11 protein-coding genes are annotated in these 16,147 nt (G+C 50.2%); 3 read left to right on the top strand and 8 right to left on the bottom strand.

Going from position 1 to position 16,147, the window contains the following annotated elements; all coding sequences use genetic code 11:
- Nucleotides 1-137 precede the first annotated feature (137 nt).
- The 7 genes from DESTI_RS00225 to DESTI_RS00195 form a co-directional block, all read right to left on the bottom strand.
- Nucleotides 138-860, bottom strand: coding sequence for a response regulator (locus tag DESTI_RS00225; RefSeq protein WP_014807952.1), 723 nt, complete (start codon nt 858-860; stop codon nt 138-140).
- A 358-nt stretch (nt 861-1,218) separates the two neighbouring features.
- Nucleotides 1,219-2,193: a response regulator gene (locus DESTI_RS28160; RefSeq protein ID WP_014807951.1), complete on the bottom strand. Its 975-nt coding sequence runs from the start codon at nt 2,191-2,193 to the stop codon at nt 1,219-1,221.
- A gap of 20 nt (nt 2,194-2,213) precedes the next feature.
- Nucleotides 2,214-3,287, bottom strand: a complete 1,074-nt coding sequence (gene cheB, locus DESTI_RS00215) for a chemotaxis-specific protein-glutamate methyltransferase CheB (RefSeq protein WP_014807950.1) — start codon at nt 3,285-3,287, stop codon at nt 2,214-2,216.
- Nucleotides 3,288-3,304: 17 nt separating this feature from the next.
- A complete protein-coding gene (locus DESTI_RS00210) occupies nt 3,305-5,692 on the bottom strand; it encodes a hybrid sensor histidine kinase/response regulator (RefSeq protein ID WP_014807949.1) in 2,388 nt (795 codons plus the stop codon).
- An 88-nt stretch (nt 5,693-5,780) separates the two neighbouring features.
- Nucleotides 5,781-6,434, bottom strand: coding sequence for a chemotaxis protein CheW (locus DESTI_RS00205; protein ID WP_014807948.1), 654 nt, complete (start codon nt 6,432-6,434; stop codon nt 5,781-5,783).
- A complete protein-coding gene (locus DESTI_RS00200) occupies nt 6,431-7,981 on the bottom strand; it encodes a CheR family methyltransferase (protein ID WP_014807947.1) in 1,551 nt (516 codons plus the stop codon). The genes DESTI_RS00205 and DESTI_RS00200 overlap by 4 nt, the downstream gene beginning before the upstream one ends.
- Nucleotides 7,974-8,441, bottom strand: a complete 468-nt coding sequence (locus tag DESTI_RS00195; RefSeq protein WP_014807946.1) for a chemotaxis protein CheW — start codon at nt 8,439-8,441, stop codon at nt 7,974-7,976. The genes DESTI_RS00200 and DESTI_RS00195 overlap by 8 nt, the downstream gene beginning before the upstream one ends.
- A gap of 702 nt (nt 8,442-9,143) precedes the next feature.
- On the opposite strand from DESTI_RS00195, the gene DESTI_RS28155 reads away from it, so the two are divergent.
- The 3 genes from DESTI_RS28155 (at nt 9,144) to DESTI_RS31685 (ending at nt 13,014) form a co-directional block, all read left to right on the top strand.
- Complete coding sequence (locus tag DESTI_RS28155; protein ID WP_014807945.1) at nt 9,144-11,735, top strand: FAD-binding and (Fe-S)-binding domain-containing protein; 2,592 nt, start codon at nt 9,144-9,146, stop codon at nt 11,733-11,735.
- Between the two features lie 665 nt (nt 11,736-12,400).
- On the top strand, nt 12,401-12,736 hold the full coding sequence (locus DESTI_RS00185) for a hypothetical protein (RefSeq protein ID WP_014807944.1): 336 nt from the start codon (nt 12,401-12,403) through the stop codon (nt 12,734-12,736).
- 137 nt (nt 12,737-12,873) lie between these two features.
- The gene (locus DESTI_RS31685) at nt 12,874-13,014 is read left to right on the top strand and encodes an ankyrin repeat domain-containing protein (RefSeq protein WP_353743191.1); all 141 of its coding nucleotides are present in this window, start codon (nt 12,874-12,876) and stop codon (nt 13,012-13,014) included.
- A gap of 218 nt (nt 13,015-13,232) precedes the next feature.
- Here DESTI_RS31685 and DESTI_RS00180 read toward each other — a convergent pair whose 3' ends face one another.
- Nucleotides 13,233-15,797: a hypothetical protein gene (locus DESTI_RS00180; RefSeq protein WP_157212062.1), complete on the bottom strand. Its 2,565-nt coding sequence runs from the start codon at nt 15,795-15,797 to the stop codon at nt 13,233-13,235.
- Nucleotides 15,798-16,147 lie beyond the last annotated feature (350 nt).

Here is a 16,147-nt window from a genome sequence, read left to right as displayed (position 1 = left end):
CTTTTTCATTCCACTGGTACAGTTGGTGCACCAAGTTTACCGGTTTTTTCTCCAATTTTGTATCAAAAAACTACTTCTGTTGTCATTCGCGCAGAGGATTCAAGGCTTAGCGGGTTTAAACCTCGGCATTTGAAAGTTCAGTCCTGCTCGTCATCAACAGGAGCGCCAACGTTATTACCGGTCCAGGCATCATCCCTTTTACGAACAGCCTCTACGAGAATGAATTCTCCGGGTTTCCTGATAGTGACACGTTCGGGTTCGCTCCATGGTGCATGGCTGAAAGATCCTTCCCGCCAACCAAGGCACCGATAGAGAGCCTGTTCTCCCTGGAGAACACCGCATTCGGCATGAACCACATGGCCTTCCGAGATAAATAATCTGCTCGTGGTCCCCATTGTGGAAGTAACCTCCAGGATTGTCTTGCCACCACACAGAAGCACAAATTGCACGTATTCGATGATATCCACATCGTTCACTTTGCCTGAAAACGAGCTTCTGCTGCGGGACTGCACGAGAAATCGGGTCAGTTTATTTGTATCGACAGGTTTGCGCAGGAACAAGTCTGCTCCGCGATCGGACACCGATTGTTCGTCTTTTAAGGACGGGTAACCGGTAGCTACTATCCTGGGTTTGGGGCAGATGCAGCACGCCCAACTGATCAGATCCAGGTCTTGTGCGTGAGAAGCAGCCAAATCGACTATCAAGACGTCAAACCCTCTAAATTCCAGGATAGAAACAGCGTGACCTGCATCTCTGGCCACCAGGACGGAATGCCCGTTCTCTTTCAGTATTCCGGCCAAAGATTTGGCCTCGCTGTGATCCGCATCAACTATGAGTATGGAACAGGTAGTCTTTACCATATACGGTCCTTCCTACCGTTATAGTCATTGCCAGAAGAAATGACCGAAACTCAATGCAGATGTTAGTCGAAAAATCCCCCCAGCCCCCCTTTTAACAAGGGGGGAATTACGCTATTGCATCTTACCCCCCCTTTCGTAAAGGGGGGCTGGGGGGATTTGAATCGGACAAAACTTTTGGCAAACACTATAAGGCATATGAGACATCACATGAATCGGACGAAACATCCATAAAACGCGCATATGCAGATGTAGTGTCCAATCTGAGAGACACTGTGTCGGGGTCGGAATCTGTGCTCCCGATGCGTTGTCAAGAAATGAGAAAACACCTTCTTGTTATTTCTTTGATTGCCAACCCCTGTCAAATTTCATCTCTGCGATGCGTGACATCCAAGATGATTCCCTGATAATGAGTAACAATGCCTTTGGAATTTCTTCTCACAAATGTTCGATCGTCCACCCACCGTGTTTCGCCATAACCTGTAAGAATCCTGTATTCACGACTGAACTCCTCAAGGTCCTTATCCTTGAGGCTTCTTTCCACTTCCTCAATCACGCTGTCCCTGTCCTCGGGGTGAATGATATCGAAATACTTTATGTTTCCGCTCAGCAAGTCTTCAGATTCGTAATCGAATTGAAGCACATTATCCGAAACGAATTCGATAGGCCATCCGTCTTCAGCCTTGCGCACAAAAGCAACAGCGGGACTGATCTCAATGATAGATTCCATTTCCTTGAGTCTCTTCACCGTGACTCGCAGTTCTTCTTCAATCCGCTTGCGTTCGGCTATTTCACGATGCAACTCACGGTTGATCTGGATCGTATTTTCATACGTAGATGCCAACAAGCTGAGGGAAAGTTCCGGGATTACCGAGACTTCATAAATCTTTCCCCACAGGTTGATCTTCATGGATTGACAGCCGTTCGCTTTTGTCCTTTCCACTGGCCGAGATATGATAGAGGCTACCTTGGACAGAAGGAAATCCTCATCGTACGGTTTGGTGAGATAGAAATCCACACGCGCTTCCATGCCTCTGATCACATCCTCCGGATCGGAAAGCGCGGTCAAAAGAATTACGGGAATATCTCGAAGCCTCGGGTCGCCTTTGACTGCTTTGGACATCTCGAAGCCGTCCATTTCGGGCATCACGATGTCGCTGATGATGAGGGCAGGCCTGAAGGACTCCAGCACTTCCAGGGCCTGTTTTCCCGAAGAGGCCACTACAACTTCATAGCCGTTTTTCTCCAAGAGATGTTCTAACAGCATGGCTTGAGTGGGACTGTCTTCGACCACCAATATTTGAGTTCCCGGAGTTGCAGCGTATTGTGCATCCATAGGTCCTCCTGATGAAATCCCTACGAGGAGATCTTCATCAACATGTCAATAATCTTGTCCGGTGGGAGCGAATACTGGGCTGCCCCCAGTCTCACCGCTTCCATCGGCATACCGTAAACAATACTACTTTCCTTGTCTTGAGCGATTGTAAGCGCTCCTTTGTCGCGCATGGTCTTCAACTCGTCCGCCCCGTCTCTCCCCATTCCTGTGAGCAGGATACCCATGGATTTAGCACCGAAAGCATGCGCCACAGAGCGGAATAGATACGAAATTGAAGGGCGGATACCGTTTTCAGCTTCTTCCGTGGTGAGGATAATCCGACCTCCGGCATCGACCTTCATCTGGTGACCGTCAGGTGCCACATATATGTTGCCCGGGATAATTCGCTCGCCGTCATCCGCAAGGCGAGCCTGCAGCGTGGCAGTTCGGTTAAGCCAATCTACAAATCCGTGGGTGAATCCCGGGGATATGTGCTGAACCAGGAGTATGGGAGCTGGAAAGGACAGCGGTAAACTGGAGAAGATCTGTTGCAGCACGGGTGGACCGCCGGTAGAAGCTCCTATCGCCACCAGTTTAATTTTTTGTTCGGAAACAGGGACGATTTGTCGATCGGGTTTCGCAATCGGACGAGGGGACGGCAGGCTCGTCTTGGGTGCCGGCACAGCAGAAGAAGCCTTGTTCCATCTCCTGACCACTTTGACCTGGGACATGAGCTTTACTGTTTGGACGAGTCGCTCCCCTTCTTCCGTGGTTCGCCCCAAACCGACGTACCGGGGTTTTTCGAGGACTGCCACAGCACCCGCTTCTACTGCGCGCCAGGTTTTCTCCACTTCTTCACGCACCAGGCTTGCACTGACTATGACTATGGGAACGGGACAAGTTCCCATGATCTGACGAGTGGCTTCAAAACCGTCCATTTTGGGCATGATGATGTCCATCGTAACCACGTCGGGCCGCTCGCGCTGCACGAATTCAACGGCTTCGAGACCGTTCGTCGCTGTGCCGACTACGGTTATCTCGGGATCGGACGAAAGAATATGCTTCAGCAGTTCCAACGCCACCGGTGAGTCTTCAACCACCAAGACTTTGATCATAGTAGGCAACCCGAGATTCAGATCAATCTTTCGACTGTTTCAAGAAGATTATTCTGATCGAAACTACCTTTTACGATGTAGGCACTGGCGCCCACATCGATACCGCGTTCCCTGTCCTCCCGGGAACCGAGGGAGGTCACGAGAACAACCGGTAAGCTCGATAGTTTTTCATCTTGCCTGATGGTTGTGGTAAGCTCGAAACCATCCATGCGCGGCATTTCCACGTCTGAAACGACCAGATCGAAAGTCTCCTGCTTCAGGAGATTCCACGCCTCCATTCCATCTATGGTTGTAGTCACCTGATATCCGGATGACTCGAGGATATTCTTAAGGAGCATTCTCGATGTGATCGAATCTTCCACCACAAGAATGGACCTGTTTCCGGACTCCAGTTCTTCCATCTTCACCGTCGGTCCCAGTCGCGAGGCGGCATGTCGCGTTGCGGACTTGACCAGATCCTGCACATTGAGTATCGGAGCGAGACTGCCGTCGCCCAGCACCGTGGCTCCTGCGACATTCTTCACTCTGCTTAGTTGTTTTCCCAATCCCTTGACCAAGACCTCTTGCTCATGGAGAATCGCGTCCACCCTAAACCCGACCAGGGTTTCTCCGGACCGAAGCACAAGCGCCAGCGCCAACTCGCCATCATCGCCTTTTTTTACAGTCCGCGGCAGTTCCAGGGCATCGCCCAGGCCCACAAAAGGCATGGTCTTTCCGTTCACTTCAATCGTGTCGCGGTTTCCGACTGTTCTGACGGTTTCCCGATTAACGCGTATGACCCGCTCCACGTTCGCAGTAGGGATAACGAACAACTGGTCGTTCGCCCTGACAAGAATCCCTCGAAATGTTGCCAAGGTCACAGGCAGCAGGATTCGGAAGGAAACTCCCCTTTGACGTGCAGTGGCTACGGAAACATTTCCGCCAAGATTTTCGACTTTTTCCCGAACAATAGCCAGCCCCAGACCGCGGCCCGAAATATTGCTGACTACAGGACTCGTGGATACTTCAGATCGAAAGACCAGGGCCACCGCGTCCTGGCTTTCCAGCCGCTGTTTCTCCTGTTCGGAAATCATCCCTCGTCGTCGAGCTGCTTCGCGGACCTTTGATTCGTCGATTCCGGCTCCGTCATCGGATATCAACAGCTCGATCTGATTTCCGGATATCTGAGAAATGGCTATCGTAATGGTTCCATACCTTGGTTTACCGTTCTGGACACGTTCATTGGGCAGTTCGATTCCATGATCGATGCAGTTCCGTACCAGGTGGATTAAAGGGTCTTTCATCTCCTCCAGGATGCGACGGTCGATTTCCAGATCCGCACCGAGAATTTCCAGCCTCACCTCTTTACCCGCATCCCGGGACAAATCGCGGACCAGCTTGGGGAAGATCTCCAGGAGTGACGAGCACGGAAGCATGAGAACGTTCATCATGTCGTCCAGAAGGTCATCCACCATCGAGCCGTGCAGTCGAGCATCGCCTTCAGCAGATTTCACCAGCTCACGAATTTTGCTCTCCAGACTTTTCATACAGCTCTGGTTCCATTCGAGAAAGTCGGTAATCTTCGCGATATCGGCTTCTCTTCGCGCAGATCCGTTGCCCTTGCGTTTCTGCGTCAAAATCGAACCGATCGCCTTCTCCTGAGACGAAACATTCGACCACTTTTGTTTCCATTGATCGATGGCGGCTACAACGGACAACAGGTCCGACACTCGTTGGCTGGCCGTGAGTTTAACCGATACCATCTCTCCTACTTGTCTCAGGAGAGGATCGAGCTTACTGACTGCTATTCTCACGGTCTCTGTGGAAAGATGCCGTTCCCTCTTCTTTCCCGGGCCTGTGAAATCTGAAATCTCCGGTTGTTCATCTTGCATTGGGGGATCACTACTTTCATGCGCGTTCTGCAAATCTTCACGAACGGGTTCGAGCGAAGTCTCGACATTCTGGTCTTCCACGATTTGCTCCGGCACTGTCTCTTCTTTTTTCTGCGGTGATTTTGCAGTTCGTTGCGTTACATTGGAACCACTATGTCGTTCGAGAGCACTAAGTTCATCGATAACCGGCTGAATCTCAACGTCAGATTCTTCCAGCAATTCCGTCATTATATTGGTAGCCCTGTGCAGGGAATCGAAGAGTTCTGTAGATGTCGGTATCCGGGAAGCCTTCAGCGCTGCGAAAACACTTTCTACCCCCTGGCAGACAGCTTCGATCCGAGTCAGATTCACGGAACGAGCAGCGCCTTTCAGGCTGTGAGCCTCCCGATACATAGATTCTATAATTTTCTCGCTGCCGGTCGGGTCTTTTTCAGCTTCCAGCAGCCCATTGGCTATAGCCCGGAGATGCTCTTCAGCCTCTATTCTGAAAGCTGCAAGCAGTTTTTGGAGGAATTCATCGTCTTTGTTCGCCATAACACACTCCAGAAACTTGAATCACTTTGTTGCTTTTTGACGATCTCAACTCGTGCCTGGACGCTCTGCGACGAGGCTCTCAATCGACTTACGAACTGCCGACCTCTTCATGTACAATGATACTCTCATCGGACAGAAGCTTTTCCACGTCCATAATGATCAGCCGTTCGGAAGTCACTCCTTTTACATAATGAGAGCGGATTCCCTTGAGGCTCGGCATGTCCACTTGAATTTTGTTGAGAGGAATCTTCTGTTCACCGATCACCGAATCCGCCAGAATGCCGAATTCCATATTCTCATTTTTCACGATAATAATTCTGAAGGATGCCGTTATCTCGTGCTTGGGCAAATCGAAAAAATCCCTGATGTCCACAACCGAAAAGACTTGTCCCCGCACGTTTATAATACCGAGCACAAATGAAGGCGTGCACGGAATTGCGGTCAAGTCCTTGAGTGGATACACCTCTTTTACGTATTCCACATCTACCCCATACCGTTCATGCGCCAACATGAATTCTATTATCTGAAGACTCTCCTCTTCCTTTTCCTGGGTTTCGGCGCGCTGTGCGAGCTTTCTCGCCCGCTCTTTCAATATCCTTTTCTTCTCCGCAGGAGTCAGGGTGCGACTCTGCATTGCCTGCAAGGAAGAGTCTGCACTTTGCCCTGCAGGTCCGTAGCTTGCGGACGATTGTCCATCGGCAGTCTCGGCTGCAGAAGATTGAAGGTTTTCCGGAGTCGTCATGCGGATTTCTCCTTACGAAGCATGGACGTGATAATTTCAATCAGTTTGCCTGCACTCATTCCTTCGGTCGAAGGAACAGCGTCCTCGTGATCGTAATTCCCCAGAACGCTGAGGGCTATTCGGAAATGACGATCTGAAAGTTTGCGATTATTCATCCTCAGGCTCACATTTGCCAGGGCAAAATGGGCTGCTGCAAGATCGGGGTTGAGAAATACCGCCTTCTGAAGACACGTTGCCGTTTCTTGGTTCCTGCCCATTTCCTGCAGAATCGTTGCTTCGAGATAATGATACTCGGCATTCAGTTTATCGGCATTTACAGATTTCTGAGCCCAATCCAGCGCCTCATCCAGTTTGCCAAGATTAGCGTACGCCCGGCTGAGAAGAGATAATGCGGTTCCTGAATGTTGATTACCGTTGAAAGACACGTATCCAAGAAGAACCTCGATTGCTTCCGCATACCTCCCCTGATCGTACAAGTTCAGCCCTTCCACATAGGGGCTTAATTCTTGTTCCGCGGCTTCAGGGGTTTCTTCCGGATACGGTACAAAAGCCTCTGGCTGTACAAAGTCAGGGATAGTTAAAGTAGGCGGCACAAAATTCCATACAAAAGGGTTGTCATCAGAATTCTGCACCGGTTCGGGGGTCTCCACTAAGGAAGAAAACAACAGCGGATTCAGTGGCTTGGCCCTTGATTCTGAGGTGCTCTTCCTGAACAGCACGATGCCAGGATAATTTACCGGTATAAGATCCGAACGTGTTACGCTGGATGCTTCCGCAGGGCTCACCACCAACAAGCCGCCGTCTACAAGACAATCTGCGAGTTTACTGATTATCTGTTCTTGACGTTCCATCGAAAAATACATGATCACGTTACGACAGAAAATCAGGTCCATAGACCCCACATATGGGAGCGTGGACGGATAAGGATCTTTGGCCAGATTATGCTCGGTGAACGTAACCATTTTCTTGATATCCGGATTCAGGACCGAATGATCGCCTTTGGATTCGAAGAAATCTCTTCTAATATCCTGAGGAACCGATCGAAAAGACCAATCGCTGTATACGCCTTTCTCTGCTTTGCTCAGGAATTCCCGGTTTATATCCGTGGCGAGGATGGTGACGTTCCAGCCGAACAAATCCGGAAGCATTCGGGACAGTACAATCGCCAGAGAGTACGGCTCTTCACCGGTTGCGCATCCGGCACTCCAGATCTTCAGACTTCGACTGTCAAGCCTGCGCAGGTTCACTATTTCCGGCAGAAATTTCTCCTCAAGAGCCTGGAAAAGCTTGGTGTCCCGAAAGAAATGTGTTTCACCTACGGTGAGGAATTGAATGAGACGCTCGATCCTGGAAGGATCGTTCGTACCTATAAACCAATTCGCGCAGGACTGAATGGAATCGAATCCCAAGGACGGAGCAGCCTTTTCCAATGCTCGTCTCAGATCCGGCCATTTTCCCTCGGGAAAATGTAATCCCAGGTTCTGCCCGATGGACTGACTCAATATTTGTAAAGTCGATCCCGAGATTTCGGAAAAAGCATTAGTCACTCGGGACCCCCTCCAGAGCGGCAAGCACGAGCTTTTGATCCGCGAGCGACATAATGGTCTCCAGCCTGAGTACCACAAGCATCCCGTCATCGACTTTCGCAACACCCTGGACATAGCCGATTCCGGGCAGCACCCGGTCAGGCCGGACCAATTCCTCGTCCGGGACTTCCATTACGGGTTTCACCTGATCGGCCAACAATGCCAGACTGTGACCGTTCTCACGTACTATGATAAAGAGGTCCTGGAGTTCTATTTCCTTTTCGGCCATGCCGAGCCGCTTTCGAGTGTTCACCACGGGAACGACTCGGCCCTCGATGTTTATTACGCCCAAAATGACTTCAGGAGCGTCGGGCAAAGGCGTGACCTCGACCGCTCGCACTATTCGCTCTACATTAGAGAGGTTCAACGCAAAACTCTGCTCATCCAGAGTAAATACTACAAGTTGATTATTGGCTGCCATTAACATCTCCCTGTACAGTGGAGTATGTCCTTGAACAGAAGCAGGCACAGATAAGCACTACCTCGTTGATGTCCGCAAAGAACGCCCGTACTGTATAAAAGCGCATTTCTGTTTTAAAATGGTGAGTTTAGAACACCACTTCTCTGTTTAACAAAGGATGACCCTTTACATGCTCTCCCTAATCGCAACGTCTGAGTGTGCTCGGAAGGTGCGAAACATGCATCAAACTTCTGTGTGTCTCATGCATAGAAAAGGGAAAACACATCAATCTTGTATGGCACAGAGCTCGAAAAGTCTCTGAACCATGCAAGATACCCAAGATTAAGAGCTATTCGTCCGATTCATTTTAATGCTTCACCCTTCATGAAGTAAAGGAAAAAAACCTATTCCTAAAGGGCTTTGAAGAAAACCGTGTCGTAGAGACTGTGGTTCTCAGAAAACAGCGTCATAGTATCTTTTGCCCTTCAGGATCTTCTCTTGCGAGCCCCCGGTCTTAAATCATATCTTCAGCGTTCACGATAATGAACTTCGTCAGGATTTCTCCGAGCAGACTTCTGCGCTACAGTGAAAGAGCTTCCACATTCGTTACCGTTTGATTTATGCCAAAACATACGCTATGATGAACAAACCACCAAAACCGACAGCCACAATCGAGTTGGCCGATCGTGGCACTATCGCCCAGTTCCCTCCAGGAGGATACCCATGGATTTCGTTCAGCGTCTGACCGGCCTTGTCGGGGCGGAAAACATAACGGCTTCACCCGTAGACTGCCTCGCATACTCCAGAGACATGTCCATCCACGTGGGAGTGCCCCACGCTATTGTGTTCGCCAAAAGCACTGAACAGGTGAGTGAAATCCTCCAGTTCGCGAATTCCGAAAAGATTCCCGTCACTGCCCGAGGCACGGGATCGTCAGTTACCGGAGCAGTTCTTGCTCCAAAGGGAGGAATAATCCTCGACTTCACCAGGATGAATGCGGTTTTGGAAATCAACAAGGCTGACGGATACGCTGTGATAGAGCCGGGAGTCATATGCAACGCACTCAATGCGAAGCTTGCTCCATCTCACTTTTTCCCTCCGGACCCGGGTAGTGCTGCAATCGCAACTATCGGCGGAATGATCGCAACCAACGCCAGTGGAGTGAGAGCTGCAAAGTATGGAACAACCAAAGATTACGTAAAGACTCTCACTGTTGTACTGGCAGACGGCAGAATACTTGAAACCGGCGACATGGCACCGAAGAGTTCCGCAGGATATGATTTGACTCACCTTTTCTCCAGCTCTGAGGGAACCTTGGGTATTATCACGCGAGCAGTCGTCAAGATTTTACCCATGCCGGAGTACGAAGCTTTCGCCAAAGCGTCGTTCCCTGACGTCGATACCGCCGGCCTGGCAGTGGAGAAGATTTTTACTTCAGGATTGGAGCTGGCGACATGCGAAATTCTGGACAACATCTGCCTGCAGGTTTGTCGGGACGCATTGAAAATGGATATTCCCAGAGAGGTCAATTGTCAGCTCTTCATGGGAATAGACGGCCCGAAAACAGCAGTTCAGGAACAGATAAAGAAAATAGACGAAATCTGCAAGTCCGTAGGCGGAATCGAAAACATCTGGTCTGACAATCCGGTCGAAAAGGCAAAACTCTTCGCTGCTCGGGGAGGACTCGTTCCTGCCATGAGCAGACTGAAGCCCGGATATCGACTCGTGCCCCTTGTAGAGGATTTCGGAGTCCCCATCAGCAAAATTCCCCAGACAATTGCTGAAATTCAGCAAATTGGAGCCAAGTACGGATTTCCCGTCGCCACGTTCGGCCATATAGGCGACGGCAATCTTCACGCTACCTTCATCATGAATCCCACCATTCCGGAAGAGTGGGAAAAGGTCAAAGGAATAGCCCTGGAATTCATAGACATGACCTTGAAGCACAGCGGAACCGTATCTGCAGAGCATGGCGTGGGGATGGCAAAGTCTCCGTACATTAACCGGCAACTGGGTGAATCTCTGGAGATAATGAAGGATATCAAGAAGACCCTGGACCCGAACAATGTGCTCAATCCCGGCAAAATGGGCTTTGACGATTCAATCAAGGATATCCTGGACGAAAACAGTTTTCAGAAATTTCTCAAAGCCCCTGAAGAAGTTTTTCACTTCCCGGAAGGTGTTGATAACGAGATCATGGCTTGCATTCAGTGCGGCTTCTGCCGGGCTGGCTGCCCCACCTTTGGAGAGACCACCCTGGAATCGCTGAATGCAAAAGGTCGCGTTACTCTCGCATACAATATGTTAATGGGCAATATCGAGGCATCTCCAGAGCTTGCAAAACGCTTGTATCAGTGCATGCTCTGTCTCAACTGTAAATCTGTCTGTCCGGCACAGGTGAAAGTCTCCACTATCGTGCGAAGTGCACGCGAAAAGCTCGTGAACAAGGGCTATCTCCCGGAAATATTCAAACCCGCGCTCGCGGCCATGATCGATGCGGCAAATCCGCTGCTTGCAGATCCTGCCAAACGTTGTGACAGTTATCCTTCGGAATACAAGAAAGCGATTCCGGGAAACACTGATGCCATCCTGCACCTCGGCTGCGTCACCAGCTTCCAGGATATTAAGATCATACCGGCTCTCATGCAGGTCCTGGACAAGGCCGGTGTAAATTACGGAGCGCTGGGAGAGGACGAATCCTGTTGCGGATACCTGGCCTATCTCGTTGGCGACATGCAAACCTTCAAACAGGCGATGGCAAAATACAGTGGGAAACTGGAAACATATCATCCCAGCCAACTAATTACTTCCTGTGCCGGGTGCTTGAAGACCTTCCGCGATATTTATCCATCCTACGGTGGACTACAGAACGGTCTTTCCGTCGTCCATGCTGTCGAGCTCATGGAGAAGCTGATTGCAGACGGCAAGCTCACGTTCAAGACCGATGTTCCGCCTATCAAGGTTGTCTACCACGATCCTTGCGATATGGGCCGGCACATGGGGGTGTACGAACCCCCGCGCAATGTGCTCAAAGCTATCCCCGGTGTGGATCTCCTGGAATTTCCTCTGAATCGCAATCTGGCCAAGTGCTGCGGAGGCGGCGGCGGAATGAAGGGATTCGACAATGAAATGGCCGGGGACATCGGGTACAAACGTCTGCTGTCCGCTGTCGATCTTGGAGCTGAGATGATTGTGTCTGCGTGTCCGTCGTGTAAAGGCTCGTTTAATCAGGCGGCAGCCAGAGCAAGGAAAGAGAAGAAAGCCAAAATCAAAGTGATGGATATCACGGAACTGGTTGCGAGCCGATTAGCCTGATTGGGGGGCATTATAGGACTTCTCATACATTTTGAAGTATCTCTGTACTGAAAAGTATCATAGTGCCCGGTCTCCCTGCCGGGCACAATTAATTGATTTATTTAAATATCGTCCACCGGCACGGAGGCCGGTGGCTACTAATTTCAAAGAATGGCTCCCTGATAATCCGCGATTACTTTCGACGCTCATGATGCAAGATCGACACCTTGTTAGTACCAGACCTATCTTTCCTACACGGGTCAAAACAAGGTCATCGCTGCGCCGCTCCTCTTGGTGGTGCGGAATTCCTGCCAACACAAGTTTGGCGCAAAACGTGGGCAAACAGTATCGGAACTAATCATTCAGCAACACGATTCATGATTGTCATTGCGAGGAGCGAAGCGACGTGGCAATCGCCTTACAAACACCTCCGGAATAGAGGTAATTGTCTTGTATTGCTTGAAATCAAAGCATCGACCCTGTTCCACGAGCGAAGCGGTTCGCTTCGCTCACCGACATCCTACGGACGCATGAAGAGCTTATTTTTAGCGCCTATGCCTTTCTCTCCTCTCTTTTTGAATCACTCGCCATCCTCATGCATCTTGATCAATAAGGACATGGAGTTGTCGCGAGATGCGCCTGCTGCCGATTTTGTCCTGAATCAGGATAACAAATAGGAGAATTTCATGAAAACTCTATACATTATGCTTGCAGTGGGAATTATAGCACTGGGAACAGGAGTGATCTTGAGCGGGTCAGCCAATGCCGATAGTGTTTCGGCTCTTCAGGTTGTTCCCGGCTCAAGTCTGTACCAGCCGGTTCAGTACTTCGGGGGTTCCTTTGGTAACAGAGGCTTTTCCGGCGGTATATATTACGGAGCCCCTTATGCGCCGTATAGTTTGTATGGGTTAGGCGCAGGCCCGTACTCGTCCTATGGTGATGGCGAAGGATACTATAGAGACGGAAAACGAGTATGCGTCTGGAGCGGTTATGATTATAACTGTTATAGAGCGTACCGCTGATCGACCGGGTAACGGCTCTCAAACTACGTGACGCCTTATGGATTGCGTGATTTAAGCATTCATGCCGGTTTTCTTTTACAAGAAACCTGAGCGTTCATGCAACAGTACTGTGATTGTTCAGACAGGGACTGGAGAGGGTGTTGTCCGGGAATGTCACCCCTCTCCATTTTCTTCTGAATGAGGTGAAGACTCTTTTATCGCTTGGCACTGATGTTAATACAAGAGATCCCGATGGAAACACACCATTGATTCTGGCTTCTAAAAAAGGACATGAGTGAGCTGTCAGAATTTTGCTTGACCATGGTGCCGATCCAAATCTTCAACATCGAAATTTCAGAACAGCCTTTGAAATGGCCAGAGGAACTGGTTATCTTGTTAAAGGGTCAATTAACCACAAAAGGAATTAGCTGAATTAGACGAAGATGAACCAGGACCAGATTTAGCTGACATTCTTACATTTTCATGCTTGCTTGGACTGCTGTTCATGTATACGGCATCAGTAAATGAACCACCCGAACTTGGGTGGCTCCTGAATTCCCATCGAAACAAACAGGTATCTCGAGCCAAAAGAGGCCCCAACCACCAGAATTGTGAACACCATCGAAAATAGAATGCCGAATCGCAAGGCTTTCGTGGGGGGTTCTTTCAGTGCTCGCTTGACGATCCATGTCGCCAGGATTAGCGCTAGAACGGCAAAAGCATCTCGGTCCACTCCCCTCCCCTGAATCGCTATCGGCACTTGCACCAGGACGGCAAGATAAGATAGGACACCGAGAACGACGACGATAGAGGCAAGGGCCCTTTTATCGGTCATGTCACGAAAGACCCGTCTCAGTGGGACGATACTGACACACCCGATGACCGTGAGAGGCAGGACAGCAGCAAGAGCCCACTTCAGCGGGCCGTCAGAATAATGAACGAAGCACAGGATGAGAGTCCAGATTGGCAACAGGATGCCAATCGTTGCGGGCCACGCGGGCGACACCCTGGGCTTGGATGATACCGGGGTTGAAGCGCTTTTCCAAAGCACCTTTGCAATGTAGAGTTCTACCGTAATCACGCTGAACCACATAAGTCGGCAAAAACCGACAAAGGACTCCCCAAATAGATCAAAAGGAAAAGACAGGATAGCAAGAAACGCTGTTATGCACACCAAAACACCGAGGATCAGTGTTTCTGGTTTGCGACCGGGGCCAGCGACGGCTATGTCATTGGAATTTGAGGCCCTTCCGGCTTTCCAGGCTGTGCCTAACCCGCGCAAGATCCATGCGCTTGCGAACATTGCCACTGCGATCAGGCCGGACATCAAACTCAGCGCCACTATAATTAGACAGGATATGGGAATGCGGATTGTCATGTTAAACAGCAAAACTTCGGTTGGAAATACGCCTAGCACTTCAGGAGTGTTGCGCATTGCCAGGATCGCTACCGTGGGCAAAAAAATCAAAAAAACCCGAATGATATATTCTGCACGATTCGGAATCATAGGGTCAAGCTTCCGCTCTGTACCAGCCAGCAGCGACTGTCCTGCTGTCATCGCGATCCATGCCGCTATCAGCAGTTCCACAGCGACTATGCCATAAAATAGAAGCAGAAGCCCTCCTGAAGGGAGATATCGATTGTCAGGCAGAAAGAATATGACAGACTTTGTCAAAGGTACGCTAATTACAAGTCCGAGAACAAATGTTTGCCATCGTCCTGACATTGCGGCTCGTTTGCTTTCAGCAGGCAGGTTCCTCCTTCGCAACCAAGTCACAACGACAAGCGTGACAATGCTGAAACAGTTCCAGAGACCGGTCCGTGCCCAGGGCTTCCATTCTCCGAACACCAGCTTGCCGCTAATTCCGCCGCTAATGTAGGACAAAGCTAAAATCAAAAGGATTACCGGCCCCGAGAGCACCCACGCGTTAGACGCGATAAAGTGCTTGATGCTCACATTCGGGTTGGGAGAAAACTGAAGGTCCTGGGTGAAATTCCCCGCGGGGCCGTAAATTCGGACGCGAGTGAAGTGCATGTCTCCTTCCGGGACGGCGGCAAAGAACCTTTCTCCCGCTTTCCGTTGCGCAGCGTCTTCTGAGAGTGATGTCGTGCGGTCTTTTTCCCTGGCAGAAAGAACCGAGCGATAGCTCTGATAGCTCTTATGAATAGCTTCCTTGTCGCCTGCGTAATACCTCACGCGAGGGGTCATACCCTTTTTGTCGGATTCTTCCCATGAGGACATATCAGGGGCTACCCAGCCAACTATATACAGAGAAACCTCCATCTTGTTCTTGCCGTATGCGCTGGTGGGGCGCATGGGATAGAAAGGCTTTTCTGTGGGAAATTCTACATAGAGAGACGGGCGCTTTGCTGCTCGGATTTGACTGTGTTGAGGAAAGCGCTTTGTCAGCTCCTCATAGGAGCTGATCCACGCCACCACCAGGCTATACTTATCCGACAGGTAGGCTACGAACGGAGCCAAGCGATCCTGATCTACGGGAACGTTCTTCTTGCGAAGGTAGTCGGCGAGACGATCCACGGAATCCGCTGTGATCAATTCCGCATGGATGCCCCACCTGTCAATTTCTTTGTGAGTGGTTATACCTTCGGCTCCTTGAAAACGGCCCATACGAACTCCCATTGGACCGGCTGCGAATTGGGCAAAGAAAGGAAGAGGGACGAAGTGTGGTTGAGTGATCAAGGGAATCCACCACGCCAGTTCCATTATTTCATCAAATTCTTGCTGAACATCCCGTCCCGTCAGTTCAGGAATGAAGGCCGCCACATCAACATCGGCCCGATCAGGACTGCCCGGAACCGGGAATATCCAAACCGCAGCATGCGCAGGGTCATCGGCGGCCGTGTTGATGGCGATGAACATCCTTTGCACGCCGTCTTTATGGGCTATGACAGCTCTCTGTTCATCCACTCTGAGCGGTTCCAAAGACGATGCCGGACCATATCTGAACGCCATTCCGTCCGCGGCTGCAAGAGCCGGGCAAAGGAATACGAGGATGACTGCAATGGCGGTGATTCGTTCGATTGCTTTCAGGCGATGGCTGCTGCTAATCACATCGATCATGATTGAACGATCAAATTCAGGGCGGATTGTCTCTCTTTTCTTTTCACCACACCCAACCATCTGATCACCCTCGATACCGGTCTATTTCCTTCACCATATCATATGGTTGACTGGAAGAACATACCTTTATTTGCTTGTCTGCGGAATAATCCAGGTTTTTATCTTGAGAGGTCAATCCTCAAAGAGTTCAGGATTCATGTTGGCTGTAAGCCAAGCCGTCTAATCTGTCCGCTCAGGACATGCTCCAGCCTTCGCTGTCTTATGTGCACAACTGCGAGATGATATCACGTATCAACTGTCAGATTATTACTCGCGTCTGTGCTTTTCAAAGATATTCTCACGGCAGGCAG

The sequence above is a fragment of the Desulfomonile tiedjei DSM 6799 genome, from assembly GCF_000266945.1.
Taxonomy (GTDB): domain Bacteria; phylum Desulfobacterota; class Desulfomonilia; order Desulfomonilales; family Desulfomonilaceae; genus Desulfomonile; species Desulfomonile tiedjei.
This window is presented reverse-complemented; position numbering and strand designations above follow the sequence as displayed.